The following is a 26,723-nucleotide window of genomic DNA, read 5'->3' as shown; positions in this document are numbered from 1 at the left end:
CTAATGGTCCATTCGGACATTGCAAATCGCTTGCTTTGAATCAATGCATTCGATCGTTCGAAGTTTTCACAAATAGCCAAATTTCAGGAGTGGAAAATATGAAAAAAGTCCAAAGCAGTTCTTTCGCGTTAAATCCAGTGGTAGCTGCACTTGTGATGGTGATGACGGCACAGTTTCCGGCGAACCTTGCGCGAGCCAATAGTGCTTTCGGTCAAAACACCGATGTGGCAGGTAAAACGATCAGCGTTCCAACTTACTTCGCGAGCAGTCCTTCAGGAATCCACCCCGCATATGACCCGGCCACACAAGCGATCAGTGACACCCTCACGGTAGATACGGGCAAGCCACTACGCAAGTTTGTGGACTCCATTGGCGGGGCCTATAACGGCCTGGATAACTTGCCAGGCGATTCGGACCTGCAATCTGGTATCCCGGTTGCCATGCAAGTGCACAACTGGAAAAATCCCGCTTCCGGCCTGCAAACCGCAGATGACTACCTTGAGTTGGCCATCGTGGAATACACCGAAAAAATGCACAGTGATCTGGCCAAAGCAACACGATTGCGCGGTTATGTGCAGATTGAAACCGCTGCGCAAGTTGGGAAGACCGACGCTTCCGGTGTGATTGCCAGCGAGCACATCAAGGCGTTTTACCCGGACGGCGTCACGCCGATCCTGGACGCCCAAGGTCAGCAAGTTTATTTCGTTCACAAGCCGCATTACCTGGGCCCGGTCATCGTCGCCTCCAAGGGTACGCCGATGCGGATCAAGTTGACTAACTACCTGCCGTACACCGATGCGACCGGTAAGTCGGTGGGCTCATGGAATGGAACCGGTGGCGATCTGCCCATCCCCGTGGATGAAACCATCCCCGGTGGTGGCCCGGTGCTCGATGCTACAGGCGCACAGATTTTTGCCAAAGACGCTACTGGCAACCTGATCCTGGACTCGGCCAGAAAACCCATTCCCGTGAAAATGGGCCAAAACCGCGCCAGCATTCACTGGCATGGTGGCGACACACCCTGGATCAGCGACGGTACTCCGCACCAGTGGATTGCGCCAGCGAACGATATTTCCTATACCTTGGGACACGATGCAAATCATCCGTTCGGCATGGGCAAGGGCGACTCTTCTGTGGGCGTGCCAGACATGGCCGCACCGGGTGATGGCGAATACACCTTTTTCTTCCCGAATAACCTCAGTGGTAGGTTCATGTTCTACCATGACCATACCTATGGTCTGACCCGTCTGAACGTGTACCAAGGCGTTGCCGCAGGCTATGTGGTGATTGACCCCGTGGAACTAAAGATGGTTTCCAGCGCGCTGGGCACGACCACCGGCGCCACCGTTGGCAGCCTGGCGACCGGCTTGCTGGACACCATCGGCATTCCCCTGGTATTCCAGGACAAGGGATTTGTGCCCAAGAACATCGGCGCCAATGCAAAGGCATCGGATGGAACAACGTCGCAGTCGCAGGATGCCAAGTGGGATCTGAACCACTGGGGTCAAGAGGGCGATCTGTTCTTTCCCCATGTGTATGAGACAAACCAGGATCCAAACTCCATTGACGGCACCAACCCAGTGGGTCGTTGGGACTGGGGCCCCTGGTTCTGGCCTGTGTTCCCGGCTCAATACTCCTTGCCCTCCGGTGACTACGGAGACGTGACAACTACGCCTGAATCGTTCATGGACACTGCCATGGTCAATGGCAAGGTCTACCCCACAATGACTGTGGACCCCAAGTCTTACCGCTTGCGCATACTGAACGCCTCCAACGACCGCGCACTGAACCTGAGCCTCTACCAGGCCGTGGATGCCGAAGGCAATTTGTGCAATGCCGCCAACACCACACCCAAAGCGCCAGGCAGCGTGCCATCAAGCAGCCCTAATGGTGTACTTATCCCTGGTAACGGCTACGGCCCCACTGGTGACCTGACCGTATTCCCTGGCGGTGGAGCTTCATTGCCGGCCACTTGTACTGAAGTCAAGATGGTCCCCGCTGTGCCAAGCCCTGGATACCCGGCCAACTGGCCTGTGGATGGCCGTGTTGGCGGCGCGCCGGACCCAGCCACTGCGGGTCCTGACATTGTTCAAATTGGTAGCGAAGGCGGTTTGCTGCCTGCGCCTGCCGTCTGGAAATCGCAGCCCACAACCTATGAAACCGATGTGCGCAGCATCACCGTTTTCAACATATTGCACCATGCACTGCTGGTGGCGCCGGCAGAACGCGCTGACGTGCTGGTGGACTTCTCGCAATATGCGGGCAAGACGCTCATCGTTTACAACGACGCACCTGCGCCGATGCCGGGCTTCGACCCGCGCATTGACTACTATACCGGCATGGGTGACAACACCGCTGCCGGTGGTGCCTATGACGTCGCACCTGGCTATGGACCGAACACCCGCACCTTCATGCAGATCAAGGTGAACGCCATTACGCCAGCGGCTCCTCTGAACGTTGCTGCCCTAGCGCAAGCGTTGCCTGCGGCCTATGCCGCAACGCAACCCGCACCGCTGATTCCAGCCGTGGCTTACAACGCACCGTTTGGCACCAACGAAATTAATAACTACGCTGCCATTGGAACCGGTTCCGGCGCTTTGAACACAGGGCAATTTAGCTACGTAAAAAACGGCGTCGTCAAAACGTTGCCCGTGATCAACAAGGCGATTCAAGAGTTGTTTGATCCCGTCTTTGGCCGGATGAACGCAACCCTGGCCGTGGAGTTGCCTTTCTCCACCGCTACCGTTGCCACCACGATTCCGCTGAGCTACATCGACCATCCGGAAGAGCGCCTGGACGCGATCAAGGAAGGCGAGACACAGATCTGGAAAATCACCCACAACGGCGTGGATGACCACCCCGTGCACTTCCACTTGGTGAACGTGCAGGTGATTAACCGTGTGGGCTGGGATGGCGTGATCAAACCACCAGAGGCCAATGAACTGGGCTGGAAAGAAACCCTGCGCATGAACCCACTGGAAGACGTGTATGTGGCGGTGAGGGCCTCGCGCCCTGTGGCACCCTTCGGCATACCCAAAAGCTCGCGTTTGCTGGACCCCGCACAGGCAGAAAATTCACAACTTGGTTTTACCCAGCTTGATCCCACGTCTGGTCAGGCGCCTGCTTTGCCATACGCCAATGTGGTCACCAACTTTGACAATGAATACGTCTGGCATTGCCACATCCTGGGTCACGAAGAGTTCGACTTTATGCGTCCTTTTGTGTTCCACCCCACAGTGGTGGTGCCTGATGCACCTACCAACATAGTTATAGCTGGCAATACTGTGACCTGGACCGACACCACGCCTTATGGTGGTGTGGACTTGCAAGGCATCCCCACAGCGGGGACCAACGCAGTCTACGCAGAGCCCACTGCCAATGCCAAGAATGAAATTGGTTTCAAAATCATGATCGGGCAAACCAAGATTGGTGATGCACTTGCCAATATGACCAGCTGGGTTGATGCCGTTCCCAATCGGGATCTAAGCGGTGCGACGGTCGTGGCTTACAACGCGGCTGGTGACTCTGTTGCAGGCGGCGTGTCGGTTGTGCAAGTTGCCCCTGCTCCTGTGGTGGCTCCATTAGCACCAAAAGCAGCGCCTGCACTGACAGGCCCTGCAGCGCCAACTGGCTTGACCGTGAATGCAAACGGCATCAACTCTGCAACCCTAAGCTGGACTGCCGTGGCAGGCGCTACCGGCTACCTGGTGAACGGTGTTGCAACGGCATCTACTTGTGACCCATTGACAGGTGTTTGTACGGCCACCTTGTCCCACTTGGCCGCGGGTGCCATCACCTTCCAGGTGTCGGCCACGACCTTGAACGGAACCACGATGGCGGCAACCATTGGCCTGTTCAACGGCACAGCTTATGCGCCTGTGGGATTGGCGGGCAGTTCCACTGCTGCTGCGATCAATGGCTTGTCTGGCTCAACAATTTCCCTGACTTGGGCCAATGACCCAAGAAACAATAACAACGTGAAGGGTATGACGCTAACGTGGTTGAACCACACCGCGACATTCGCACCTGGCAGTACAGGTACCACGGTGTTTGGCTTGACTAGCGGTACCTCGTACACATTTAAGCTGGTCGCTACTAGCCTGGACGGAACTTCCACGTCTTCTACCATCACAGTAAGGGCGAAGTAAGCGCAAGCACCATAGCCAGCCTAGTAAGATCTGCCTCTTCTGAGGTGGATCTGCAAACAGACAAACGGTTTCAATATTTGGGAGTCAGACATCGTGAAAAAATTCCAACACACTTCGTTTAAGGTCAGTCCAGTTGCTGCGGCAATTGCGATGGCAATAGCGACATCTTTTGGTGCTAACGTGGCACTGGCCGGGTCCGGTTTCGGCTCTGGAGTGAACGTTAAAAATGCACCGGTGGCCGTACCCACCTACTATGCCAACAGTGCCGCAGGCCCATCGCCTGCACTGGTTGCTGGCGCACAAAGCATTGTTACTGCAACGGGCTTGCCCAAGATGATTGACTCTGGCAAGGCGCTGCGGAAGTTTGTCGATACCTTGCCTGGCATAGGTGCAGCCAAGGCCAACAACCTGGGTCAATACATTCCCTTGGCCGCGCCTGAGAAGTGGGTTGACCTCAATGGCAATGCCACGCAAGACGATTACTACGAAATCGCAGCGGTTGAGTTCACCGAACAAATGCACAGTGATTTGGCTAAGCCGACCCGCCTACGCGGGTATGTTCAACTTATGACGCCCGGACTGATTGCCAAGGGGGTAGTTGCCAAGACTTTTACGACGTTGGATAACCGTGTGCTGAGCGTAGTGGATAATCCCCATCACCTCGGTCCGTTCATTCAGTCAGCCAAAGGCACGGCAGTTCGTGTTAAGTTCATCAACTACTTGCCCACAGGTGCCGGTGGTGCACTGTTTATCCCGGTGGACACCACCCTCACAGGTGCTGGCATAGGAGCCAATGGAAAGAAAGCTTACACCCAAAACCGCGCGAGCATTCACTTGGTGGGTGGTCAGTCTCCCTGGATTAGCGCTGGCACGCCGCATCAATGGATTGCGCCTCAGGGCGAAACCAATCCTGGGGTGAATGCCAAAGGAAATGATGTTGCCTTGCTCGATGCCCGAGGCGTCAGCAATCAGAACGTTCCGGATATGGCTGACCCTGGCCCTGGCGCCACCACGCTCTACTTCCCCAACGACATGAGCGCGCGCTTCAGTTTCTACCAGGACCGTACTTCTGGCCTGACGCGTCTGAATGCCTATGCGGGTCTGGCTGCCGGGTACATGATTACCGACCCGATCGAGCAAGGGCTGATTGCCAGCGGTGTTATCCCTGCCGATCAAATCCCATTGATCATTGAAGACAAAACCTTTGTGCCCAGCGACATTGCACAGCAAGACGCCTTGTGGAATACCGCCAAATGGGGCAAGCCTGGCGACCTGTGGTTCCCCCATGTTTATGAGAAAAACCAGGACCCATCATCGGCCAACGGTGCCAATCCAGTGGGTCGTTGGGATTTTGGTCCCTTGTTCTGGCCGATCTTCCCGGCCAAGGATCCCCTGCCATCAGGTGCCTACGGGGATGCCAGCTTTGTGCCAGAAGCCTTTATGGATACACCGGTTATCAACGGCACGGCCTACCCCACACTGACGGTAGACCCCAAGGCCTACCGCATGCGTATTTTGAATGCCAGCAACGACCGCTACATCAATCTGGCTTTGTACAAGGCAGATGGTTCGGTGCATGCACCCATGCTGGATCTGAATGGCAACACGATGGTGGATGCTGCGGGCGTTGCAAAACTGATTGATAACACCGAAGTGAAGATGGTGCCTGCTGTGGGTGACGCTGCCGGCAATCCGGTCGGGTGGGATGTGACTGCTGGTGTTCAGATGCCTCTGCCACAGTATGTCAATCTAGGTGTGGCTACCAATATCATCTCCGAGCCATCTGGTCCCACACGTGCCTGGCCCGTGGATGGCCGCGCAGGTGGTGCACCAGACCCATCGACTGCCGGCCCGGACTTCATCGCCATTGGCAATGATGGCGGCCTGTTGCCTCACCCAGTTGACATTCCCGCACAACCTGTGACCTATGAAGCCAATCGCCGCTCCATCACGATTGGCAACATCTATGGCTACGGCATGTTGTTGGGTCCCGCCGAGCGTGCCGATGCTATCGTTGACTTTTCAGCCTATGCCGGTCAGACGCTGATTTTGTACAACGACGCACCCGCACCGGTGCCATTCAACGATGTGCGCAATGACTACTACACCGGTGGCCCGGACCAGACCGGTGCTGGTGGCGCTTACAGTACCAAGCCTGGCTATGGTCCGAATACCCGCACCATGATGCAGATCAAAGTGAGCGCGATCCCAGCTGCCGCGCCTTACGATCCGACCGCACTGATTACAGCCCTGCCGATTGCTTACGGTGCATCTCAACCCGCGCCCCTGGTTCCTGCGGTGGCCTACAACGATTCGTTCGGTACCAACGACACCGACATCTATGCTCACGTCGCCACTGGTTCTGCGGCACAACCCACGCTGGACTTCTCGACCAGTGTCAACGGTGTAATCACCCTGACTGGTCTGACTCTTGTCACCTCGGGCGGCACGGCCAGCGCTGGCGGGACTATCGCCGGCAATGTGATCCCAGGCTCTGGCACCGGCTACGATCCATTGAACCCACCCACGGTTGTATTCAACAATACAGTCAACGGTGTCGCATGCCTGCCCATGGAAGCCAATGGCGCTTTGAAAAATGGCGCAGTATCTGCCATGGCGACCGCCGTGGTAGACCCAGGTACACCCGGCGTGCCCAGCACCCACCAGGTGACGAAAATCATCAACTTTACGGCTGGCTCTGGCTATACCTGCGCGCCCGTTGTCACGTTTGAGAATCCTGCTGGCACCAGCGGTGTTGGCGCACAAGTCACGGTCAACTCTACCAAGATGTTCTCCATCCCCGTGCTGACCAAGGCGGAGCAAGAACTGTTTGATAACCGCGGCCGATACAACTCCACTGGCGGTGCGGAACTGCCTCTGACCAACGGCGTGGTGCAGACGACGGTGCCTTTGAATTACATCGATTCGGCCACCGAAATTTTGAAAGACGGTGAAATCCAGATCTGGAAACTGGTGGACAACGGTTTGTGGACCAACTCCATGCACTTCAACATGGTCGATGTGCAACTGATCAACCGCGTGGGCTGGGACGGAACCGTGAAGGTGCCTGCCAGCAATGAAGTGGGTTGGAAAGACACTATTCGCCTGAACCCGCTGGAAGATGTAATTGTGGCCATGCGTGCCAAGCGCGCCAGCGTGCCATTCGGTATGCCACAAAGCACTCGACTGATGGATCCATCCAAGCCTGTCGGCACCACCGGCGCTGCGGCGTCCGGTTTGGGCTTTACAGTTGCCACCGGTGTCACGCCGCTGCCATCCGTGACCAATGATTTGGTGAATTTCGATAACGAGTTTGTCTGGGGTTCTGCCATATTGGGCCATGCTGAAAACGACCTGACACGCCCTGTGGTGTTTCAACCCACGGTGATCAAGCCGGCAGCACCATCCAACCTGACCAATGCGGCTTCTAATGGAAAATTGACTTGGATCGACTCGACGCCTGCTGACAAGTCATTGGGCAACCCACAAAATGAGCTCGGTTTCAAGATATCAAAGTCTGCAGTTGATGCTAACGGCTTTCCCGCAGGAGGCTATGTAGAGGTGGCAAGGGTACGGGCCAACCAAACAACTTGGACGGACCCCACTCCTGCCCCAAGTAGCGCATACCAAGTGGTTGCCTACAATGTGGCAGGTGACTCACTCCCAGCCTATAGCTATGTCGAGTTGCCTCCAGTTGCTGCAACATCGCTGACAGCTGCTCCTGTGGCCTATAACTCTGTCACCTTAAACTGGAGTGTTAAACCCAGTAGCAGCAAATTGCAAGTCTGGCGCGATGGTGTGATGCTTGCTACCCTGCCGGGAACGGCGCTTAGCTATGTTGATAACACCGCCACGCCCCTGATGACCTACAGCTACGTGATCAAGACGAGCAACACCATCGCAACGATCGATTCGGCAACATTGGTAGTCAACACACCAATGATCCCGGTGGCCGCTCCTACTGGTGTGACTGCTACGGCTGGCGCCTACAGCGCAGGCACCAAAACGCTGCCCATCACTGTCAAATGGACCGACAACGCCAACAACGAAACGTCGTACTGGGTTGAGGTTTCCGCTGACAATGGCGCGCACTTTGCAGCTCCAATTATCGTGACCAGCAGTGGGGCTCAAAAAACAGCGATTAATCGCGCTATGACCCTTACAACGAACCTTGCGGTGTCAGCGCCAGGAAACGTTTATGTGTTTAAGGTGACTGCCATTAACTTGACGGGCAGTGCAACCAGTAAGTCGGCATCCCTGTCGGCATCGATTGATCTGTCTGCACCCGCAGCACCGAGTAAGCCGGTGGCCGTGGCCGTTTCGCAAGGTGCCACCAATATGTCGTTCACCTGGGCTCCGGTGACCGTGCCTGTGACGGTGCCGGTGACGGCAGTTTCGTATGTGGTGCAAGTGTCTACCAACGGTGCTGCACCCGTGGCGCAGGCACAGCAAACGACGATGACCGCCAACCCGGCCATTGCTGCAGGTAACAGCTACACCATGCAGGTGCTTGCACAGGCGACCCGGTTCGGTTTGACAACGCAGTCTGCTTTGTCGAATATGTTGACGGTGAGCACACCGCCCGCCGCTTCGACCACACCGTTCGCTAATGCAGGTGCTTTGACTACACGCAATATCACGGTGAGCTGGACCAACCCATCTACAAACATAACGGGATGGACTGTTCAACGTAAGCCTAACAATGGTCTTGCAGCTTTGCGTGTATGGTCAAACATCACTCCGTCAGTGACGGGAACTGCGCCAGCGTATGCATTTACCGACACGGCCCCCCTTGCAGGTGGTAATTACACATACCGTGTGACGACTACCAGTGCTGTGGGATCCAGTGGCCCCGTGACCTCAAACGCAGTTACCGCGCGTTAATCCCGGGTAGTAACCAATCGCCGATGCCAGATATGTCTGGCATCGGCGATTTACATGCTAATGTCGGCGTGAGAGATAAGCGAACTGTAGGAAGAATATGAAACAACTGAAATGGATAGCGTTGGGTGGACTGTTGATAGCTTGCAGCACCTTGTGGGCAGCAGAGGCTGTTGCCATCAAATCGGACAAAGATAAGCTGAGTTACAGCATTGGTGCGAGCATCGGTAAAAACCTCAAAAGCGAAAGTGCCGAGGTCGATCTGCCGATGCTGATTGAAGGTATCAAGGCCAGTCTGGGCACTGACAAGGTCTTGCTGAGCGAAAAAGAAATTCGCCAGGTGATGAACGATTACCAGACCAAACTGCGCCAGCGGGCCCAGGTGAAAAAGCAATTGGCCATTGGTGACAACAAGAAAAAGGGTGACGCCTATCTGACCAACTACAAGGCCCAAAAAGGGGTGCAGGCCTTACCCAATGGCGTGCTTTACAAAGTATTGCATGAAGGCCAGGGTAAAAAGCCCATGGAGTCCGATATGGTGGAAGTGAACTACCGAGGCGCGCTGACCAATGGCACTGAATTTGACGCCACCGAGCCAGGCAAACCTGCCAACTTGAAGGTTTCATCATTGATTGTGGGTTGGAAACAGGCTTTGAGCGTGATGCCCGTGGGCTCCAAGTGGCAAATCGTTATTCCGGCTGAGTTGGCCTATGGTGAACGTGGTGTGGGCAATGACATCGGCCCGAATGAGGTGCTGGTGTTCGACCTGGAATTGTTGGCGATCAAGTAGTAGGATTCATATGAGGAAAATGAAATCAGCATGGTTGCTGCCACTCTGCTTGGTGAGTCTTCAAGTCTTTGCGCAGACAGCAGTAAACGATCCCTTGGCTGGGGCCAATGCAGCCAACAAGGAACTCCTGCAGCGGGGCGGCAAGATCAGCCCTCGCCAACAACTTGAGTTGAACCGAGCCGAAAAGGCGCAAAGCAACCAGCAGTCTGCTGCCAGCTTTTTGGCCACAAACAAGTCCAGAGTTGGCGTTGTGGCGTTGGCCAGCGGTGTGCAGTACAAAATCCTGAAGGTTGGAGCCGGCAAAAAAATCGGCAATGCCAACTCGGTGCGCTGCTTCTACCAAGGCATGCTAGTGGACGGATCGCGCTTCGACAAGGCGGTCGACAAAGTACCCGCAGTGATGCGCGTGGCCGGTTTTGTACCAGGTCTGCAAGAAGCCATGAGGTTGATGCCAGCGGGTTCCAAGTGGGAAATTGTGATACCACCAGAACTCGGCTACGGTGTGCAGGGCAACCATGCCGTGGCACCAAATGCAGTCCTCATTTATGAGATGGAAATTGTTGGCATTCTTTAAGCATGAATACGCTTTTTAAAGGGGGCCGTCATTGTATTTTGGCATTCGTGCTGGCGATGGGTATGCCCTGGTTGGCCATAGCACAAAACCCGTTGCTAACGAGTGCCGACGCGCTGGAGTTGGGACATCGCATCTATGACCAAGGCATTCGTGCCGATGGTTCTGCGCTAACAGGCCGGCGCGTGGATGGTACCCAGGTCAGCGGTGTTGCTGCCGCCTGTGTGAATTGCCATCGGCGCAGTGGCATGGGCCAGGTGGAAGGCAATACCTTGGTGCCGCCGATTAACGGCACTTATTTGTATGCCCCAGAGGGTGACAAACCAGTGGCCACCATGGATCCGCACGTCAGCAAGATGTTCAACGAGGCGCATCCACCCTACACTGCTGAGGCCTTCGCCAGCGCGGTGCGCAACGGTGTCAATAATCGAGGCCGAACCATGAAGGTTCTCATGCCTCATTTCGAACTGAATGCGGTCGAGTTGAATTCGCTCAGCGCTTATTTGAAGCAGCTCTCTTCTCAGTGGTCACCTGGCGTGACCCTGACAAACATCCACTTTGCCACCGTCATCACGCCGGATGTGGACCCGATACGGCGCAAGTCATTCGTTGACATGATGCGCCGCATTGTTCGTCAAAAAAATGGCAGTACGGTGACGGCGAAGCAAGATCGCTCACGCCACCACATGATCAGTGCGGCCGAAATGATGCTGGGGACCGAGCGCACCTGGACTTTGGATATTTGGGAGCTGCAAGGTGCCCCTGAAACTTGGGACGCCCAACTTCGCCAGCACTACAGCGCCAAACCCGCGTTTGCCCTGTTGTCGGGACTGTCTGATGCCACTTGGCAACCGGTGCATGACTTTTGTGATCAAAACCAAGTGCCTTGCTGGTTCCCCAGTGTTGATGTCCCGCCAAGCGGATTTTCCAATTACGACTTGTATTTTTCGGCTGGCGTCAAGCTGGAGTCCGAAGTGCTGGCGCGCCATCTGCGCGATAGTCAGCAGTCCCCCAAGTCGCTGGTACAGATATACCGGAATGGGGTTGCGGCGACTGCTGCTGCAGAGACCTTGAAGAGTGCGCTTGCCGGGTCTGCCACGGTGACGAAAGCACTTATCTTGCGCTCTGACTTGGCGCCTCTGGAGGCATTGCACCAAGCCATTGCTGAACTCAAGCCTGCGGATTCGGCCATGTTTTGGCTTGGACAAGACGACTTGAAGTTGCTCAACCAACTCGCTCCCCAAGCCGAGAAGAATTACTTTTCAATGCGCCTGTCCAAAGGTGGCCTGGAAAATCTGAATCAGGCTTGGAAGGCACGTGCCCATGTGATCTATCCCTACGAATTGCCAGTCCTTCGTGCGAAGAATCTGGACTATTTCCGCTCCTGGATGGGCATGAGCAAGCTGGCGCTGGTGGATGAGTCCATGCAATCTGAGGTGTTTTTTGCCATGAACTTCATGACCGATACCTTGTCTGAAATGCTGAATAATCTGTACAGCGACTATTTGGTGGAGCGGGCCGAAAACATGCTTGGCAAGCGCGAGGGCGCCAAGTCAGAGCAGGAAACTCGTGACCGCGTCGTCTTGGGTCGCGAGGGTGATTTGTTGAGAAAGTTGGGCACCATGACCATGACTGATGCTGCTCGTATTCAAATTCCAGCCCAAGGTGGCGCCTTCGCAAAGAGCGTTGGCACCACGATGTATCCGAATTTGAATCTGGCGCCCGATCAGCGTTTTGCCGCCAAGGGCGGCTATATCGTCCGTTTTGGAAATGGCAGCGAAAATTCTTTGATTGCCGAATCTGAGTTAATTGTTCCCCACTGATACAAGGAGTTTGATAATGAAAACTATTTTTTCTAATACTTTCAAAATATCTTTATTGCTTAGCGCAACACTTGGCCTAAACGCTTGGGGTGCTGATACGGTTCAACAGACACCGGATAGCTCAGACGCTGTTGTGCTCACCAACTTAGGTGAACCCGATGGCGTAGACAGCACAGCCGTGCTGAAAGATGCAAACGAAGCATCCAGTGCAGCAACTGAAGCCAAAAAGTCAGGCTCTCCTTCGACGCAAGAAGATGGGACCACAAGTTTTGCCAATGTCGGTATGCCTGGCAATATCAGTCCTGAAGAGTTGAGTACGAATGGCTCACCGGCCAAGTACCGCGAAGTGATATTAAATAAATCAATAGCAGCCCCCAATGAGAATCCATCGGCTTCGCGCCGTTATCTTGCCGTGGACCGTGCCACCTACCAATCGAGAATTGGGCAATAAATGCGAAATTTTGTAAGTCTTGAGGGTATTGATTCGCGTACTATTGAGCCATATCAGTGTTAAAAATACATTCAGGGATTTTTAGAGCATGAAATTTGTAAAACAGATGCAGTCCGCAACCCATTTGTCGGCAGCCATGTTGCTCGCATTGGGCCTGGGGATTTCGCAGTGCGCGCTGGCAGAGGACGAACACGCCGGTCATGACATGTCAAAAATGAGCATGGACCATGACATGAAAGGAGAGGACCCCCATGCAAACCATCACGCAGACATGAATGCCGCGGTCAAGCGCAGCATGGTGGAGGTTGCTTTGGCTGCTACACCGATGGTGCGTCAGGATGGCTCTGCAACGACGCTGAGCAAGGAACTGGACGGCAGCAAGCCCGTCATCCTGGCCTTTATTTACACCTCTTGCACCACGGTATGCCCGGTCACCAGTCAGATTCTGGCTACGACCCAGGATTTGCTTGGCAAAGACATGGGCAAGGTGCGCATGCTCTCAGTGTCGATTGACCCGGAATATGACACCCCCGCAAGGCTCTTGGCATACAGCAAAAAATTCGGTGCTAAACCCCAGTGGGTGCACTACACAGGCACACTTGCCAACAGTGTGGCCGTTCAAAAAGCGTTTGGCGCCTACCGTGGCGACAAGATGAACCATGAACCATTGATTTTCATCAGTGGCGGCGGTAAAAAGCCTTGGGTCCGACTGGATGGTTTCCCAAGTGCAGAGCAGGTCGTTAAAGAATTCCGCGACCAAACCAAGGGCTGATCAGATGACACGTCTACGTCGTAAAAGCCTCGGTTTCACGCTGCTTGAACTGCTGGTGGTGATGGTCATCATTGGCCTGCTGGTCGGTTATGTGGCGCCCATGTATTTCAAACAAGTCGGCAAATCCGAGGTCAAGGTCACGCGAGCCCAGATCGAATCGTTTGGCAAGGCGTTGGACCAATATCGACTGGACACAGGCCATTACCCTACCAGCGAGCAAGGCTTGCAAGCGCTGAATGTGAAACCTGCTGATGAACCTCGTTGGGACGGCCCTTACCTGAAAAAAGGGGTGCCACTGGACCCCTGGGGTACGGCCTTTACCTACAAACGACCCGGTACCAAGGGTGAGTACGACATCGTGTCGTTTGGCAAAGATGGCGTTCCGGGGGGTGAGGGCGAAGCCGCTGATATTGGAAGTTGGGAGTAGATGCAGGGCTAACCCCTTCACTGCTTGACAACACTGATGCAATTCGAAATCCGCTCTATTGACAAGGCCTCAAGCGTCAGCACGTTGACCCTGGATGCGCCCAATCGCGAAGCCGCCATGCAAATGGCGATAGAGCGGGGCTTGCGAATTCTGTCGATTGAATCAGGTCAAAAGCTTTCGGGCTTATTCCAGCGCAAGTCATCCAAAGATTTTCCACTAGGTCAATTTAGCCAGGAATTGCTGACGCTGCTGGATGCCGGACTGGCATTGGTGGAGTCCATCGAAACCCTGAGCGAAAAAGAGCATCGGCCTGAGCGCCGGGATTTACTGAACCGGCTGGTGGCTGACTTGTACCGTGGCGCTGCCTTGTCGCGCGCCTTGAGCCAATTTCCGGATGTATTTCCTCCGCTTTATGTGGCCACCGTTCGGGCCAGTGAGCGCACAGGTGGGTTGTCTGAGGCCTTGGGTAAATATGTCGCCTACCAAAGCCAGTTGGACATCGTCAAGAAAAAAGTGGTGAGCGCCAGTATTTATCCGATCGTGCTGGCGGTTGCCGGCTTGTTGGTGATCGGGTTTTTGATGGGTTACGTGGTGCCGCGCTTTGCCCGTATTTTTGAAGATCTCGGCGGTGATATTCCATGGATGTCACGCCTGTTGATTCAGTGGGGGCACCTGGCGCGCGACTATGGTGGCACGCTGCTGGTGGGTAGTCTGGCACTCGTGGGTGCTGCCGGTTTTTGGTTAACGCGACCCGGCACACCGGCTCAGGTTCTGCAATGGCTGCAGAAGCTGCCTTCGATTGGTGAGCGCTTGCGTGTTTATCAGTTAACCCGTTTTTACCGCTCTTTGGGCATGCTGCTGCGCGGTGGTATGCCTGCGGTGGCTTCACTGGAATTGGTCACAGGATTGCTGCCCGGCGCCTTGAACCAGCGGCTCGTCTCCGCCACGCAATTGATTCGAGAAGGAACCACCATGTCGGTGGCCATGGAGAACTGTGGTCTCACCACGCCGGTGTCGGCGCGCATGCTCCGCGTGGGCGAACGCACCGGGCAGATGGGCGAGATGATGGAGCGCATCGCCTTGTTTTATGACAGCGAAATCAGCCAGTGGATCGACTGGTTTGTGCGGTTGTTTGAGCCCTTGCTGATGGCTTTTATCGGCTTGGTGATTGGCTTCATCGTGGTGGTTATGTATTTTCCGATTTTTGAACTAGCAGGCAGCATCCGGTGACTCAAACATCTACTCATTCCGTGTTGTTTTCTGGAGACGAGCTGCGTCAGGCGCAAGCACAGGCTCAGGCATCTGGTCACTCAACGGCGCTGGTGCTGCAAGAAACACTGGGCCTGACCGATACCGATTTCGTCAACGCACTGGCCAAAAAACTCGGCTACCCCGCGCTGACCATGAACGAGCTTCACGCGATGGAGCCGGCACTGGACGTCCTCACGTTCAGCGAGATGCTGCGCCGTGAGTGCCTGCTGCTGCGCGACCCGGAGCGGGGCTATTGCCTGGTGATGTCGGACCCGTTCGACCAGAAGTTGCACCAGTGGGCAGATGCTCGCCTGAAGCAGGATTTCACCAATTGCCTCGCACACCGTAGTGATATTTCTGCCTGGCTTGCCAAGCAGGAAAGTGGTCTGCGGGCCATGGAGTCGCTAGTTTCCACGAAGGACAACGCCCAGGGAATTGGTGAATCGGTCGAGGAACTCAGTTACCGCGGTATCAGCGAAGACGCCAGCCCGGTCGTAAAGTTCGTCAATTCCACCATTTTCGACGCCTTGCGTGCCAATGCCAGCGATATTCACCTGGAGTCAACCTCGGGCGGCATGGCCATCAAGTACCGGGTGGATGGCGTGCTGAGTTCAGTCGGTTCGGTGTCCACCGCTGAACTGGCCGAGCAAACTATTTCACGCATCAAGGTGATGTCGGAGCTTGATATTTCGGAGCGTCGCACGCCGCAGGATGGCCGTTTTCGGGTCAGCTTGCAAGGGCGTTTGATTGACTTGCGGGTCTCGATCATCCCCAGCATTCACGGTGAAGATGCAGTGCTGCGGATTTTGGACAAGCAGTCTCTGAGCGATCAGATGAAAGGCCTGCAGCTCACCACCCTGGGTTTTGACGAGGAAATTGCGGTCGTGCTGCGACGACTCGCCTCTGAGCCCTACGGCATGATGCTGGTGACCGGGCCAACGGGTAGCGGCAAGACAACGACGCTCTACGCTGCCATTTCAGAAATCAACAACGGTTCTGAGAAAATCGTCACAATTGAAGACCCGGTGGAGTACCAACTGCCGGGCGTGCTGCAGATTCCCGTGAATGAAAAGAAGGGACTGACGTTTGCCCGGGGCTTGCGTTCTATTCTGCGGCATGACCCCGACAAGATCATGGTCGGCGAAATTCGTGATGCCGAGACCGCACAAATCGCCATTCAGTCGGCGCTGACCGGTCACTTGGTCTTCACCACCGTTCACGCCAACAATGTTTTTGATGTCATTGGCCGGTTCATGCACATGGGCATTGACATGTACAGCTTGGTGTCTGCGCTGAACGGCGTTTTGGCCCAGCGACTGTTGCGCGTGAACTGTACGCACTGTCTAGAGCCTGTGGTGCCGGATGCTGCATTGTTGGCCGTTTCAGGGTTAACGCAAGAAGCTGTGGCAGGTTGGACTTTTATGGCGGGCCGTGGTTGTGGTCACTGCCGGGGTAGTGGCTACAAAGGTCGCAAAGCGATTGCAGAAATCTTGAATCTCAATGACGAAATTCGAGAACTTATCATTGCCCGTGCGCCCATTCGGCAACTGAAGGAAGCCGCCCGGAAAAACGGAACACGTTATTTGCGTGAGTCGGCACTGGACCTTGTTCGCAAGGGTGAATCAACGCTTACCGAGATCAATCGTGTCACTTTTGTCGTCTGATTCCCTGTTGCTTTATCTGACGCCTGACAAGGTTCAGGCGGTGCATTTGCGTGGCTGGCGATCGCACATCGTCGGCTTGCATCAGTTGCCGGTCACTTCGGAGTCTTCCGATGATTGGCAAGCGGTTCTGGAGACTGCTTTGCGCTTGGTTAAAACGCTGGCACCCAATAGCGTGCGCATCTTGCTGTCAGATCAATTGGTTCGCTATTCCTGTTTTCCCTGGCGCGATGCGTTGCGCAATGAGGCTGAAGAACTGGCCTTTGCCAAGTTGGCGTTTGAAGATACCTACGGCGCCGAAAGCAGTGTGGGCTGGCGCATGAGTTTCAGCAATGAGGCACCGGGGCTTAACCGACTGGTCGCAGCAGTGCCTGAGGGCTTGATCGCAGGGTTGCAGTTGGGGCTTGCACAAGCCAAGGTGCGACTGACATCGGTACGACCTCAGTTGGTGGCTGCTGTTCAGGCATTTTCAAAATCGTTGCCTAAAGTCGGTTGGATCATGAGCCACGAGCCTGGTCGTCTTTCTATTGCAGGCTGGGATGCGTCAGGTTGGCATTGGGTGGGTTCAAACAGAATGGGCTCAGACGCGCCCCAGATGCTGGTTTTGCGTTTACAACAAGAGCTCATGCTGGCAGGCGCCTGGCCTGCTGCGACCGAATCACCGATTCTGGTCAGCGTATTTGGTCCTACGTTGCCAGCGCATGACTGGGTTGCTGTTGACGGACTGCAATTTACCCCATGGGTCATGCCCGCCAATGTATTGACCAGGCTGGAGCAAAAAACCGATGGGGCCCTCATGACCGAATCTGCCATTGCTGATTTCAGTCAAGCCTTGATGGGGGTTTTGGCATGAAAAACTTCCATCTTGATTTTGTGGCGGAGGCGGGCGGCCTGCGTGGCCTGCGACTCAGTTTGCTTGTGCTGGGTTTGTTGGCGGCGGCCGGTGTTTGGACCTATCAGCAGACCGAGATGCTCCCCCGCACGCAGTTGCTTAATCTTGAATTGGCGCGTCAAAAAGCCGAGTTGACGCCTCCGGCAGTGCAATCTACGTTGAAGCCCGCCGACCTGTTGGCCGCTTCTCGTCGGGTGCAGGCGATTTCTGATCAGTTGAATTTGCCTTGGAGTGGTTTGTTTGCGTCCATGGGCAAGGCGTCTTCCAAGGAGTCGCTTGCCTTTTTGACGATTGAGCCTGATGCCATCAAAGGGCAGATTGTGGTCGTCGCTGAAGCTCGTGACCTGGATGCGATGCTCAAATTTTTTAAAGCGATGCAAGACAGTCAGTCTTTCAGTGATGTCACGCTCCAATCGCATTTAATCAATCATGCGGTAGCTGAAAAGCCGGTGCGCTTCCGTCTTTCTGCACGATGGAAGCTAAAAGGATGAATACACTTTTATGGCGTCGTCGCCTGCAATACCTTCTCCGTCAATTGGGGCCTTTTGGGCTGGTAGGCATGTGTTTGCTCATCGCAGCTGTAGCCATGTGGCTGGCCATTGTTCGGCCAGGTCAGATGGAGCAGCAGCGACTCGTCAAAATGGTTGAAACCCGCAACGCTCAACTCGTCGCGTTAAAGCAAGTGGGTCGCGTTGTTGAATTAAGTCCTGAAGAAAAAATTGACGTTTTTTACAAAAAGTTCCCAACTGCGACCCAAGTGCCTGAGTTGTTGAGCAAGGTGTATGGTGCTGCTCAAAAAAATGGGCTCGCCCTGGAAACAGGCGAGTACGCGTTGCTTCAATCTGATGCTGATCGGTTGGCACGCTACCGGGTTTCGTTGCCCGTCAAAGGGGCTTTTCCGCAACTTATTGCCTTCATGGATGCCGTACTAAAAGACATGCCGACGGTGGCCCTGGAGAGTGCCAACTTCAAGCGCGAAAAGGTGGATGATGTTGCGGTGGATGCCAAACTGGTTTTTATCGTTTTTGTAGAGACCCAGCTATGAGTCCCAAAATGACAAAAATCCTTTTGGTCTTGGGCGTGATCGCTACCATTGGCTTGATCTTGTTCGCACCCAAAGACGCAGAGGAAACGATTTCAGCGCCTGCCAAGTCGTCTAAAACGGGTGCCAAAGTAGTGGGCGGACCAGCTCAAATAGCGCGTCCAACGAACGTCGTGCTGGCCCTACAAGAGCAACGCCCGGAATTGAGTGAACCGGTGGTCGAGCAGCTTTTTTCAAAGCACTCCTGGTTCATTGCGCCGCCGCCGCCGCCACCCCCACCACCGCCGCCACCCCCTCCACCGCCACCACCGCCCTCTGCGCCACCGTTGCCTTTTACTTTCCTTGGTAAATACACTGAAGGAGCGACGCAGTTGATCATTTTTTCGCGCGGTAACCGCGTCATCACCGCAGGACTGGGCGACGTCGTGGACAACCAATACCGGATCGAACGTATCGACCCCACCAGCGTTCAAATCATGTACCTGCCTTTAAGCATTCAACAAACTCTATCCACCGGGAGTTCTCAGTGAAACCAGTGCTACTCCTGACTCGCAAAATTTTGCCCCTCACTTTGGCCTTACTACTGGCCGGTTGTGCCGCCGATCGCTATCGCAAAGAAGGCCTGTCGCTCATCAGCGAAGGAAGACTTGAAGATGGGCTAGCCAAGCTTACTTTGGCCCAACAAACGGATTCGAGCGATGCGTCCATTCGTAAGGACTGGTTGATGCAGCGTGAAGAAATCACCCGGCGTCTGATGGCTGAAGGCAACCGAGAGCGAGGTGCAGAGCATTGGGATGTCGCTTTACAGCGATTTAACCGTGTGCTCAGCATCGACCCGGGTCATATTGCTGCGCCACAGGCCATTACCGAGCTGACTTTGGCGCGCAAGCAGGTCTTGCGTCTGGATGAGGCCGCTATAAAGATTCAAAAAGGTGAATTTGAGCCAGCCAGTGCCTTGGTCGGCAAGGTGCTGATTGAAGCGCCTAGCCACCCGCGGGCATTGCAACTGCGAACCCAATTGGCGGAAGCCACGCAAAACGATTCGTTCAATGGCGTGAGCCTCAACCTCAAGGGCCGCAAACCGGTGACCTTGCAGTTCCGCGAGGCCAACTTGCGCATGGTGATGGAAGCCATCTCCAAGACCACCGGCCTGAATGTGATGTTTGACAAGGACGTGAAAAGTGATTTGAAGGTCACGATCTTTGTGCGCGATACACCGGTAGAAGAAGCCATCGACCTGATCCTGATGCAGACCCAGACCACCAAGCGGGTCATGAGTGAAAACTCGATCCTGGTCTACCCGGACACCGAGACCAAAGGGCGCGAATATGCCGAGCTCAAGATCCGCCGTTTTTCCTTAACCAACGCAGATCCCAAGCAGGTGATGGCCATGGTAAAAGCCATGGTCAAAACCAAGGACATGTTCATCGATGAGAAAACCAATGCTTTGATCGTGCGGGACACGCCGCAGATTATTCGATTAGTCGAAAAACTGGTGGCGACTATGGACCAACCAGAGCCTGAGGTCATGTTGGAAGTGGATGTGATGGAAATTTCACGTGCGCGCGCGCTGGCACTGGGCATTGACTTGCCAACGAGTTTTGGTACCAGCCTCACCAGCATGACGGTGGATCAGTTGAAAGCTTTGGGGCGCAATGACTTCTTCTCCAACGCAGGTGTGACCATCACGGCCAATAAGACCGACTCCGACATCAATGATCTCGCTACGCCTCGCATTCGTGTGCGGAACAAGGAAAAGGCTAAGATTTTGGTGGGCGACCGCCTGCCTGTGATTTCATCTGCAGCAACGCCATCCACTACAGGCGCTGCTCCTGTCTACAACACCAGCGTTCAATATGTGGAAGTGGGTATCAAAATCGAAGTGGAACCCACCATTTATGCCGACGGTGATGTCGCCATCCGCTTAACATTAGAAGTCAACTCAAAGGGGGATCAGGCACCGGACGTTGCAAAAAATGGCACCATTGCTTACACCATTGGCACCCGAAGCCTGAGCACGGTGCTGCGTCTCAAAGATGGGCAGACCGAAGTCATTGGCGGCCTGATACAGGATCAGGATAGAACGGGCGCCAACCGCGTTCCTGGCTTTGGTGATATTCCACTATTGGGTCGATTGTTCGGTAAGCAGACTGACACCAAGAATAAATCAGAAATCATCATGTCGATCACGCCGCATATCGTTCGAAACAACCGTCAAGCCGACGGCGATTTGCTAGAAATGTGGTCGGGCACGGAGAATAACCTCCGCTATGGTTCCAAGGTGGTGGGTGCCAGCAGAACGCAGCTGCCGACCCCCAGCATGCCTGCGGCAGCTACACCCGGTGCTGCCTCGCCCACAGCCTCGGCTTCAAGATCAGGTGTGGCTCGTCCAGCACCAGCGCTAGCCGCTAAAGCAGCGGGTCAAGCAACAGGTACACAAATTACTGCACGCCCGGTAGCACTCATGCCTGTCGTTTTGTCCGCACCACAAGCGGCCAAACCAGGGGAGCAAATTTCAGTGGCGTTGGCACTGCCGGCTTTGCCTGCAGCTACCCAGTTGGATTTAACACTGGCCTACGACCCGGCAACTTTGCGTTTTGTTTCCGTGACTGAGGCGGGTGCTGAGCGCAATGCGGCTGTAGGTGCGCGCTTTACTGGCGATGCTGAGGGTGCGGGTTCCGTTCACATGGAGTTGACAGCGGGACGTGGCGAGAGTTTGCCAGCAGGTGGCGGTGCACTGGCACAAGTACAGTTTGAGGTTCTGACGGCCGCAGGCCCTACGCAAATCAACATCAGTAACGCTACCTTGCACAGTGCAGACGCTGGCGATCAGCCCCTTCCTATGACGCCCGCCGTAGGAGTGGAAATCAAGGCGGCTCCATGAAGTTTTTCCGATCACGGCAACGGGCAGCGGGTTTTACGCTGATTGAAATGGTCGTGACCGTTGCGATTGTCGGACTGCTCTCAACAATTTCATTTCCATTGATAGAGTTAGCGGCGCGTCGCAGTCATGAGCGCGAATTGCGCGATGCACTGCGTCAAATTCGCACAGCCATTGATCGCTACAAGCAAGCCGTTGATGAAGGTCGCATTCTGGATGATGCCAAGGCCTCAGGTTATCCGCCTAACTTGAATGTGTTGATAGCGGGGGTGACCGATGCCAAGAGCCCCAACAAGGAACAAAAAATATTTTTCCTGCGCAGGATTCCACACGATCCAACAGCACCAGAAACCGCTTCGTCGACCGAAGCCAGTTGGGGCTTGCGCAGCTATGCCAGCTCGTCTGATAGCCCACAACCGGGTGCTGATGTTTTCGATGTGTATTCCTTGACTGCCGGCATGGGCCTTAACAGTGTTCCTTATCGGGACTGGTGAATAAATGAAAGTCAGATCCATTTTTCGCCCATTGCGCAAAGGTTTCACTTTGATCGAATTGATCATCGTGATGGCCATTGTGAGTTTGTTGCTGACGCTGGCCGCGCCACGGTATTTTCGATCGATCGAGCGCAGCAAGGAAACCGTTCTAAAGGCCAATCTGGCCTCTACGCGCGATGCCTTGGATAAGTTTTACAGCGACACGGGTAAGTACCCGGATCAGATCACGGATCTGGTGGACCGAAAATATATGCGAACGCTTCCGTGGGATCCGATTGCTGAAAGCGCAGTCAGTTGGACTACGGTGCCTCCACCCGGAGGTCAAGCGGGGGCGGTTTACAACATCTTCAGCGGGGCGCAAGGCGCTGGATCGAACGCCATCCCTTATGCAGAATGGTAAAAATCAGGGGTTTGTTTACATTGGATTGTTGATCGGCCTGACAGTGATCGGGGTTGGCCTGAGTGCAGTTTCTGAAGTTTGGTACCAAAGCCGCCAGCGTGAGCGCGAAGAAGATTTGCTTTTCATAGGCAATCAATTTCGCCAAGCCATCACACGTTATTACATTGAGTCCCCCAAGGGCAGCCTTCGTTTCCCCATGCGTATGGAAGACCTGCTTCAAGACGATCGTTCGGTTGATAAATCAAAGCGTTTTTTGAGAAAAATTTATCCTGACCCTATGACAGGAAAAATGGAATGGGGTGAAATTCGGCTGGCGAGTGGTCAATTGGTGGGCGTTCATAGTTTGTCAACAGAGGCGCCTCTGAAGGTGGCAGAGTTCAGCGCGCAAAACAAAGACCTGGCCGATAAAACTCGTTATTCAGAATGGGATTTTCGGTCTGCGCTTCCTGCTGCAAACCCCATTCTCCCGCCGAATGCAAGTTATTCAACACCAGGAGGCGGTACTCAAAGTCCCGGTGCTGCGACGCCACAAAGACCCTTAGCACCTACGCCACCTGGTTTTACACAGCCAATGCCACGCCCGAGGCCTTAATAGGATGCTGAAGCTGCAAATAAATGGATGTTATCTTCACGTGGTGAACGTGCGCAATGGTATTGAAAGGATTTGTTATATGAAAATTCGCATCAAAGCGGTCGAGTTGATCGCCGCTGTGACTACAGTTTTGACCGCTTGCGGTGGCGGTATTGATAGCGGTAGCGCTAGCGGCACTTTAAGCGGAGTTGCCGCAGTGGGTTCGCCAATAGTTAGCGGCGTTATTAATATTAGTTGTGCTAGCGGTCCGATAATAAATTCGACGACCACAGATTCTGACGGGGCCTGGAAATCAACTATATCAGGGCATACCTTGCCTTGCGCTGTGCAAGTCTCAGGAGGGACCGTCAATGGCTTCGCCAATACCACGCAGTACCACTCCATTGCAACAAATTTTGGCATTGTGAATGTCACGCCCTTAACAGATTTGATGGTGGCTAATCTTATTGGATCGGTGTCACCTGGTTCATGGTTCGCTGGTTTACCCGTTGTGCCAACGTCACTTGTCAACATCAAATCTGCTCAGGTGACACTGGCACTGGATAAACTCCGCACAGCTATACCTGTTCTGGCATCCCTCAGCACGATCAACCCGATAACCACATCTTTTAAACCTATATCCGGAGATGTTAGTGACGATATGTTGTCAGCTTTGAAGGCTGCACTCACCCTGTCACAGGTGACCTATGCTTCACTGTTGAACTGTGCGGCAGATACTGTGTTTTCCACACCCCCAAGTAATTTCAGCATAGCCTTGGCGCTTGCTTACACAGGACCGGCAAGTAATGTCCTCAATCAACCAGTAGGCGAGACGAGCATCAGTGGCGTATTTCCATCGAGTGCAGTTGTAGGGCAGCAAGTGGTGATTTCAGGCGCGAACTTTGCTGCTGTACCAGGCAGTCTGCTAAGTCAATCAGGGGCAGCTTATCAAGTGAGTTTTAACGGTGCAATAGTGACACCCTTTTTCAGGACACCTACACAACTAGGGATCATGGTCCCCGCTGGGGCGACAAGTGGCACGCTAACTGTAAAAGACCTGAATACCAATCGAATCTATTCTCTCGTGGGTGGATTTACGGTTGCCGAATCAACAACGTCAACAACGCCAAAGACAGTATTTTTGGCCATCCCAGCCAATGGTGCCTTCACTAGCGCACCTAACAATGTCACTATCGATTTCATTGACTTGGTGGGCGCGAACGTTGCGATTGACAATGCAAATATTACGGTTCAAATAACTGTTCGAAATTTGCCACAATCTCTCACGTTCAATCAAGCAGCCGTTCCTGCTCAATATTTGGAATATGAGTGGGCTATTGATTTTGATATCAATAACGATGGTGTTGCAGACTACACGATTTCGATGAGTGAATACAACTTGGGGGTAGCGTCACCAACAACAAAATCCATTTCGGCCGGGACTCAAGTTCTCGCTTGGAATCATCAAGGATTTATTTCAAGCACTATTGCAAGTTCTCAACCTTCAATAAACGGCAACACGATTTCGTTGAGTATTCCAAAATCAGCGAGTTCTGAGTTGGTAAACATCACGTCAAACGCCAAGGTTAATGTACGAACATTTTACAGAAGTAGTGTATCAACGAGCTTCAAAGACTCCCTCTGATAGTGGGCTTCAAGTGGGTTGCAAAGCCTTTTTGTAAAGCGCCAGAACTTTGGGGACGTATTTTTCGGTTTCTGAAAATTTAGGGATTTTGCGTCCTGCTTGCATAACTGCCATTTCGCCTGCGTTGTAGGCGGCTACAGTTAATTCAATGTCTTGCTGAAAGTAGTCCATCAGCCAGCGCAAATAGCGGCTGCCAGCCAAAATATTCACACGCGGGTCAAAGCTATTGGTGGCGCCAAAGCGACGCGCCGTGGCGGGCATGAGTTGCATCAGTCCTTGTGCCCCTTTGGGTGATACCGCGCGGGGGTTGTAGTTGGACTCCGCTGAAATGACGGCATGAATGAGGGCCGCCGGCAATTTGGATGCAATACTGGCTTCGTGAATAAAGGGCGCAAAACTTTCCGGGATTGAACTTGGAAATAAGGCAACTTTTGCAGTTGAAGTATTCAAGATAGGCGCCAGTGGCGCTTCAACAATCAATTCTTCAGCACCTTCACCCTGGTAGTCTGATAGCAAAAGGGTGCCAGAAGAACTGGTTCCTGCATAAATATGAGCCTGCGCACTTACGCTTGCAATGCCAAGGCAAACGAGCCAGGCAAGTTGAGGGATTTGCGGTCTACCCATTCGAGTTAAATTGACGAGAGTGACTAGGAGCGGGGCTCTGATCTGCGTTCGTAAACGCGAACGATGCCACCATCGAGCTTACGGATGAAAGACTGATCTTCAAAATCTTTCATGGCACGGCTGACCATTTCACGCGACGAGCCCACAAGATTCGCAATTTCCTGGTGAGAAAAGTTCTCATGAATCAATAATTCCCCATCTTCGCCTTTAACTGCGGCGTCCATAAGAGTTTTGGCAACTCTTTCATAAACACCCATCAAGGCAAACGATGCAATTTTTTGATTGGCTTTTCGTAGGCGCTGAACAAGTCCGCGCATGATGGATAAAGATGTGGCTGAATTTCCGATAACACAACGGGAGAATCCCTCTCGACTGAGCACAAGGACGTCAAGCTGTGAATCCGCAATGACGGTGGCCGAGTGAGGTTCGTTGTCTATCAAACTCATCTCGCCGATGTATTCTCCCGCACTCAATATTGCCAGGATAACTTCGCGTCCTCTTTCATTGGTCAGGCAGACGCGGGCTTTGCCTGCCAGGATGATATAGAGTGCGTTAGATTTGCCGCCGAGTTCTACAACTGCATCGTTTTTCTTGAAGCGTTGTTTCGTTAATGCGTTGGACAATGCTTCAAGTTGCGCAGGGGTGAGCATTTCAAATAAATGAACTCTTTTGATCAAATCTTGATTCGTGAGTTTTGACATCGAAAACACCTGCCCCTTTGAACATCTTTAATTTATGTTTGATTCTGCACAATAAACTTACAGTTGGACGGTTATTTTTACTAAAACTTGTCATCAACAATTCCATTTTTAAAAAATATGTGTAAAGAGATTTTGAAATTTAAATGAACAAGGCATTTACCAAAGAATCTGACGATGCGGATGAAGAAGAGCCGCAACTGCCCTCATTACCGTCGAGTGGGAAAAATTACATGACACCGAACGGTTATGACCGTATTCGTGGCGAATTGTTGGACTTGATTGATGTCGAGCGTCCCAAAGTGGTCGAGAGCGTTTATTGGGCTGCCAGCAATGGAGATCGATCTGAAAACGGTGACTATATTTACGGCAAGAAACGTTTGCGTGAAATTGACCGGCGGATCTGGTTTTTGACCAAGCGGCTTGAAATCGCGGAGGTGGTTGACCCCGCTGTTCACCATGGTCGCGATCAGGTGTTTTTTGGGGCCTGTGTTACTTACATCGATGAGGCAGAGGTGACACGAACCGTCACCATCATGGGCATTGACGAAGCGGACAGTGCCAAAGCCCAGGTAAGCTGGGTTTCGCCGATTGCCAGAACGCTACTGAAAGCACGAATTGGCGACGTGTTGCAGTTGGTGACGCCCTCTGGCGTTTCGGAGATAGAAGTTACCAGCGTTATATATCCCGCCCCCGTGTGA

22 protein-coding genes are annotated in these 26,723 nt (G+C 53.7%); 20 read left to right on the top strand and 2 right to left on the bottom strand.

The window, feature by feature from the left end; all coding sequences use genetic code 11:
• Positions 1–98 precede the first annotated feature (98 nt).
• The 19 genes from WCG50_RS03890 (at position 99) to WCG50_RS03800 (ending at position 24,700) form a co-directional block, all read left to right on the top strand.
• Positions 99–4,148: a multicopper oxidase domain-containing protein gene (locus tag WCG50_RS03890; protein ID WP_336898260.1), complete on the top strand. Its 4,050-nt coding sequence runs from the start codon at positions 99–101 to the stop codon at positions 4,146–4,148.
• A 93-nt stretch (positions 4,149–4,241) separates the two neighbouring features.
• Positions 4,242–9,032: a hypothetical protein gene (locus tag WCG50_RS03885; RefSeq protein ID WP_336898259.1), complete on the top strand. Its 4,791-nt coding sequence runs from the start codon at positions 4,242–4,244 to the stop codon at positions 9,030–9,032.
• Between the two features lie 97 nt (positions 9,033–9,129).
• The gene (locus WCG50_RS03880; RefSeq protein ID WP_336898258.1) at positions 9,130–9,819 is read left to right on the top strand and encodes an FKBP-type peptidyl-prolyl cis-trans isomerase; all 690 of its coding nucleotides are present in this window, start codon (positions 9,130–9,132) and stop codon (positions 9,817–9,819) included.
• A gap of 19 nt (positions 9,820–9,838) precedes the next feature.
• The gene (locus WCG50_RS03875) at positions 9,839–10,393 is read left to right on the top strand and encodes an FKBP-type peptidyl-prolyl cis-trans isomerase (protein WP_336898257.1); all 555 of its coding nucleotides are present in this window, start codon (positions 9,839–9,841) and stop codon (positions 10,391–10,393) included.
• Between the two features lie 2 nt (positions 10,394–10,395).
• Positions 10,396–12,213 (top strand): hypothetical protein, encoded by a 1,818-nt coding sequence (locus tag WCG50_RS03870; RefSeq protein ID WP_336898256.1) that lies wholly within the window; start codon positions 10,396–10,398, stop codon positions 12,211–12,213.
• A 16-nt stretch (positions 12,214–12,229) separates the two neighbouring features.
• The gene (locus tag WCG50_RS03865; protein WP_336898255.1) at positions 12,230–12,664 is read left to right on the top strand and encodes a hypothetical protein; all 435 of its coding nucleotides are present in this window, start codon (positions 12,230–12,232) and stop codon (positions 12,662–12,664) included.
• Between the two features lie 88 nt (positions 12,665–12,752).
• Entirely contained in the window at positions 12,753–13,436 is a 684-nt protein-coding gene (locus WCG50_RS03860) for an SCO family protein (protein ID WP_336898254.1), read from the top strand.
• A 4-nt stretch (positions 13,437–13,440) separates the two neighbouring features.
• Positions 13,441–13,863, top strand: a complete 423-nt coding sequence (gspG, locus tag WCG50_RS03855) for a type II secretion system major pseudopilin GspG (protein WP_336898253.1) — start codon at positions 13,441–13,443, stop codon at positions 13,861–13,863.
• Positions 13,864–13,899: 36 nt separating this feature from the next.
• Positions 13,900–15,093, top strand: a complete 1,194-nt coding sequence (locus WCG50_RS03850; RefSeq protein ID WP_336898252.1) for a type II secretion system F family protein — start codon at positions 13,900–13,902, stop codon at positions 15,091–15,093.
• Positions 15,090–16,778, top strand: coding sequence for a GspE/PulE family protein (locus tag WCG50_RS03845; protein WP_336898251.1), 1,689 nt, complete (start codon positions 15,090–15,092; stop codon positions 16,776–16,778). Before WCG50_RS03850 ends, WCG50_RS03845 begins: the two co-directional genes overlap by 4 nt.
• On the top strand, positions 16,759–17,628 hold the full coding sequence (locus WCG50_RS03840; RefSeq protein ID WP_336898250.1) for a hypothetical protein: 870 nt from the start codon (positions 16,759–16,761) through the stop codon (positions 17,626–17,628). Before WCG50_RS03845 ends, WCG50_RS03840 begins: the two co-directional genes overlap by 20 nt.
• Positions 17,625–18,158, top strand: a complete 534-nt coding sequence (locus tag WCG50_RS03835) for a hypothetical protein (protein ID WP_336898249.1) — start codon at positions 17,625–17,627, stop codon at positions 18,156–18,158. The genes WCG50_RS03840 and WCG50_RS03835 overlap by 4 nt, the downstream gene beginning before the upstream one ends.
• The gene (gene pilO / locus WCG50_RS03830; protein WP_336898248.1) at positions 18,155–18,712 is read left to right on the top strand and encodes a type 4a pilus biogenesis protein PilO; all 558 of its coding nucleotides are present in this window, start codon (positions 18,155–18,157) and stop codon (positions 18,710–18,712) included. Before WCG50_RS03835 ends, pilO begins: the two co-directional genes overlap by 4 nt.
• Before the next feature lie 8 nt (positions 18,713–18,720).
• Positions 18,721–19,239 carry a hypothetical protein gene (locus tag WCG50_RS03825; protein WP_336898247.1) on the top strand — a complete coding sequence of 173 codons (519 nt, stop codon included), beginning with the start codon at positions 18,721–18,723 and terminating at the stop codon, positions 19,237–19,239.
• Complete coding sequence (locus WCG50_RS03820) at positions 19,236–21,593, top strand: secretin N-terminal domain-containing protein (protein ID WP_336898246.1); 2,358 nt, start codon at positions 19,236–19,238, stop codon at positions 21,591–21,593. The genes WCG50_RS03825 and WCG50_RS03820 overlap by 4 nt, the downstream gene beginning before the upstream one ends.
• A complete protein-coding gene (locus WCG50_RS03815; RefSeq protein ID WP_336898245.1) occupies positions 21,590–22,084 on the top strand; it encodes a type II secretion system protein in 495 nt (164 codons plus the stop codon). The genes WCG50_RS03820 and WCG50_RS03815 overlap by 4 nt, the downstream gene beginning before the upstream one ends.
• A 4-nt stretch (positions 22,085–22,088) precedes the next feature.
• Positions 22,089–22,484 carry a prepilin-type N-terminal cleavage/methylation domain-containing protein gene (locus WCG50_RS03810; RefSeq protein WP_336898244.1) on the top strand — a complete coding sequence of 132 codons (396 nt, stop codon included), beginning with the start codon at positions 22,089–22,091 and terminating at the stop codon, positions 22,482–22,484.
• A complete protein-coding gene (locus WCG50_RS03805) occupies positions 22,471–23,076 on the top strand; it encodes a type II secretion system protein (protein ID WP_336898243.1) in 606 nt (201 codons plus the stop codon). Before WCG50_RS03810 ends, WCG50_RS03805 begins: the two co-directional genes overlap by 14 nt.
• Before the next feature lie 79 nt (positions 23,077–23,155).
• Complete coding sequence (locus tag WCG50_RS03800; protein WP_336898242.1) at positions 23,156–24,700, top strand: hypothetical protein; 1,545 nt, start codon at positions 23,156–23,158, stop codon at positions 24,698–24,700.
• Between the two features lie 9 nt (positions 24,701–24,709).
• Here WCG50_RS03800 and WCG50_RS03795 read toward each other — a convergent pair whose 3' ends face one another.
• Positions 24,710–25,150, bottom strand: a complete 441-nt coding sequence (locus tag WCG50_RS03795; protein WP_336898241.1) for a lytic transglycosylase domain-containing protein — start codon at positions 25,148–25,150, stop codon at positions 24,710–24,712.
• A gap of 197 nt (positions 25,151–25,347) precedes the next feature.
• Entirely contained in the window at positions 25,348–26,025 is a 678-nt protein-coding gene (locus tag WCG50_RS03790) for a Crp/Fnr family transcriptional regulator (RefSeq protein WP_336898240.1), read from the bottom strand.
• Positions 26,026–26,168: 143 nt separating this feature from the next.
• Here WCG50_RS03790 and greB point away from each other — a divergent pair, with 143 nt between their 5' ends.
• Entirely contained in the window at positions 26,169–26,723 is a 555-nt protein-coding gene (gene greB, locus WCG50_RS03785; protein ID WP_336898239.1) for a transcription elongation factor GreB, read from the top strand.

This window comes from Rhodoferax sp. (assembly GCF_037143375.1).
Taxonomy (GTDB): Bacteria; Pseudomonadota; Gammaproteobacteria; order Burkholderiales; family Burkholderiaceae_C; genus Rhodoferax.
Note: the sequence above shows the minus strand (reverse complement) of the source record. Positions and strands in the feature narration are given on the sequence as shown.

Excerpts from the sequence above, each read along its gene's own strand:
- WCG50_RS03890 (WP_336898260.1), top strand. The coding sequence starts at position 99 with ATGAAAAAAGTCCAAAGCAGTTCTTTCGCGTTAAATCCAGTGGTAGCT.
- WCG50_RS03880 (WP_336898258.1), top strand. The coding sequence starts at position 9,130 with ATGAAACAACTGAAATGGATAGCGTTGGGTGGACTGTTGATAGCTTGC.
- WCG50_RS03875 (WP_336898257.1), top strand. The coding sequence starts at position 9,839 with ATGAAATCAGCATGGTTGCTGCCACTCTGCTTGGTGAGTCTTCAAGTC.
- WCG50_RS03870 (WP_336898256.1), top strand. The coding sequence starts at position 10,396 with ATGAATACGCTTTTTAAAGGGGGCCGTCATTGTATTTTGGCATTCGTG.
- WCG50_RS03865 (WP_336898255.1), top strand. The coding sequence starts at position 12,230 with ATGAAAACTATTTTTTCTAATACTTTCAAAATATCTTTATTGCTTAGC.
- WCG50_RS03860 (WP_336898254.1), top strand. The coding sequence starts at position 12,753 with ATGAAATTTGTAAAACAGATGCAGTCCGCAACCCATTTGTCGGCAGCC.
- gspG (WP_336898253.1), top strand. The coding sequence starts at position 13,441 with ATGACACGTCTACGTCGTAAAAGCCTCGGTTTCACGCTGCTTGAACTG.
- WCG50_RS03850 (WP_336898252.1), top strand. The coding sequence starts at position 13,900 with ATGCAATTCGAAATCCGCTCTATTGACAAGGCCTCAAGCGTCAGCACG.
- WCG50_RS03835 (WP_336898249.1), top strand. The coding sequence starts at position 17,625 with ATGAAAAACTTCCATCTTGATTTTGTGGCGGAGGCGGGCGGCCTGCGT.
- pilO (WP_336898248.1), top strand. The coding sequence starts at position 18,155 with ATGAATACACTTTTATGGCGTCGTCGCCTGCAATACCTTCTCCGTCAA.
- WCG50_RS03825 (WP_336898247.1), top strand. The coding sequence starts at position 18,721 with ATGACAAAAATCCTTTTGGTCTTGGGCGTGATCGCTACCATTGGCTTG.
- WCG50_RS03815 (WP_336898245.1), top strand. The coding sequence starts at position 21,590 with ATGAAGTTTTTCCGATCACGGCAACGGGCAGCGGGTTTTACGCTGATT.
- WCG50_RS03810 (WP_336898244.1), top strand. The coding sequence starts at position 22,089 with ATGAAAGTCAGATCCATTTTTCGCCCATTGCGCAAAGGTTTCACTTTG.
- WCG50_RS03805 (WP_336898243.1), top strand. The coding sequence starts at position 22,471 with ATGCAGAATGGTAAAAATCAGGGGTTTGTTTACATTGGATTGTTGATC.
- WCG50_RS03800 (WP_336898242.1), top strand. The coding sequence starts at position 23,156 with ATGAAAATTCGCATCAAAGCGGTCGAGTTGATCGCCGCTGTGACTACA.
- WCG50_RS03790 (WP_336898240.1), bottom strand. The coding sequence starts at position 26,025 with ATGTCAAAACTCACGAATCAAGATTTGATCAAAAGAGTTCATTTATTT.
- greB (WP_336898239.1), top strand. The coding sequence starts at position 26,169 with ATGAACAAGGCATTTACCAAAGAATCTGACGATGCGGATGAAGAAGAG.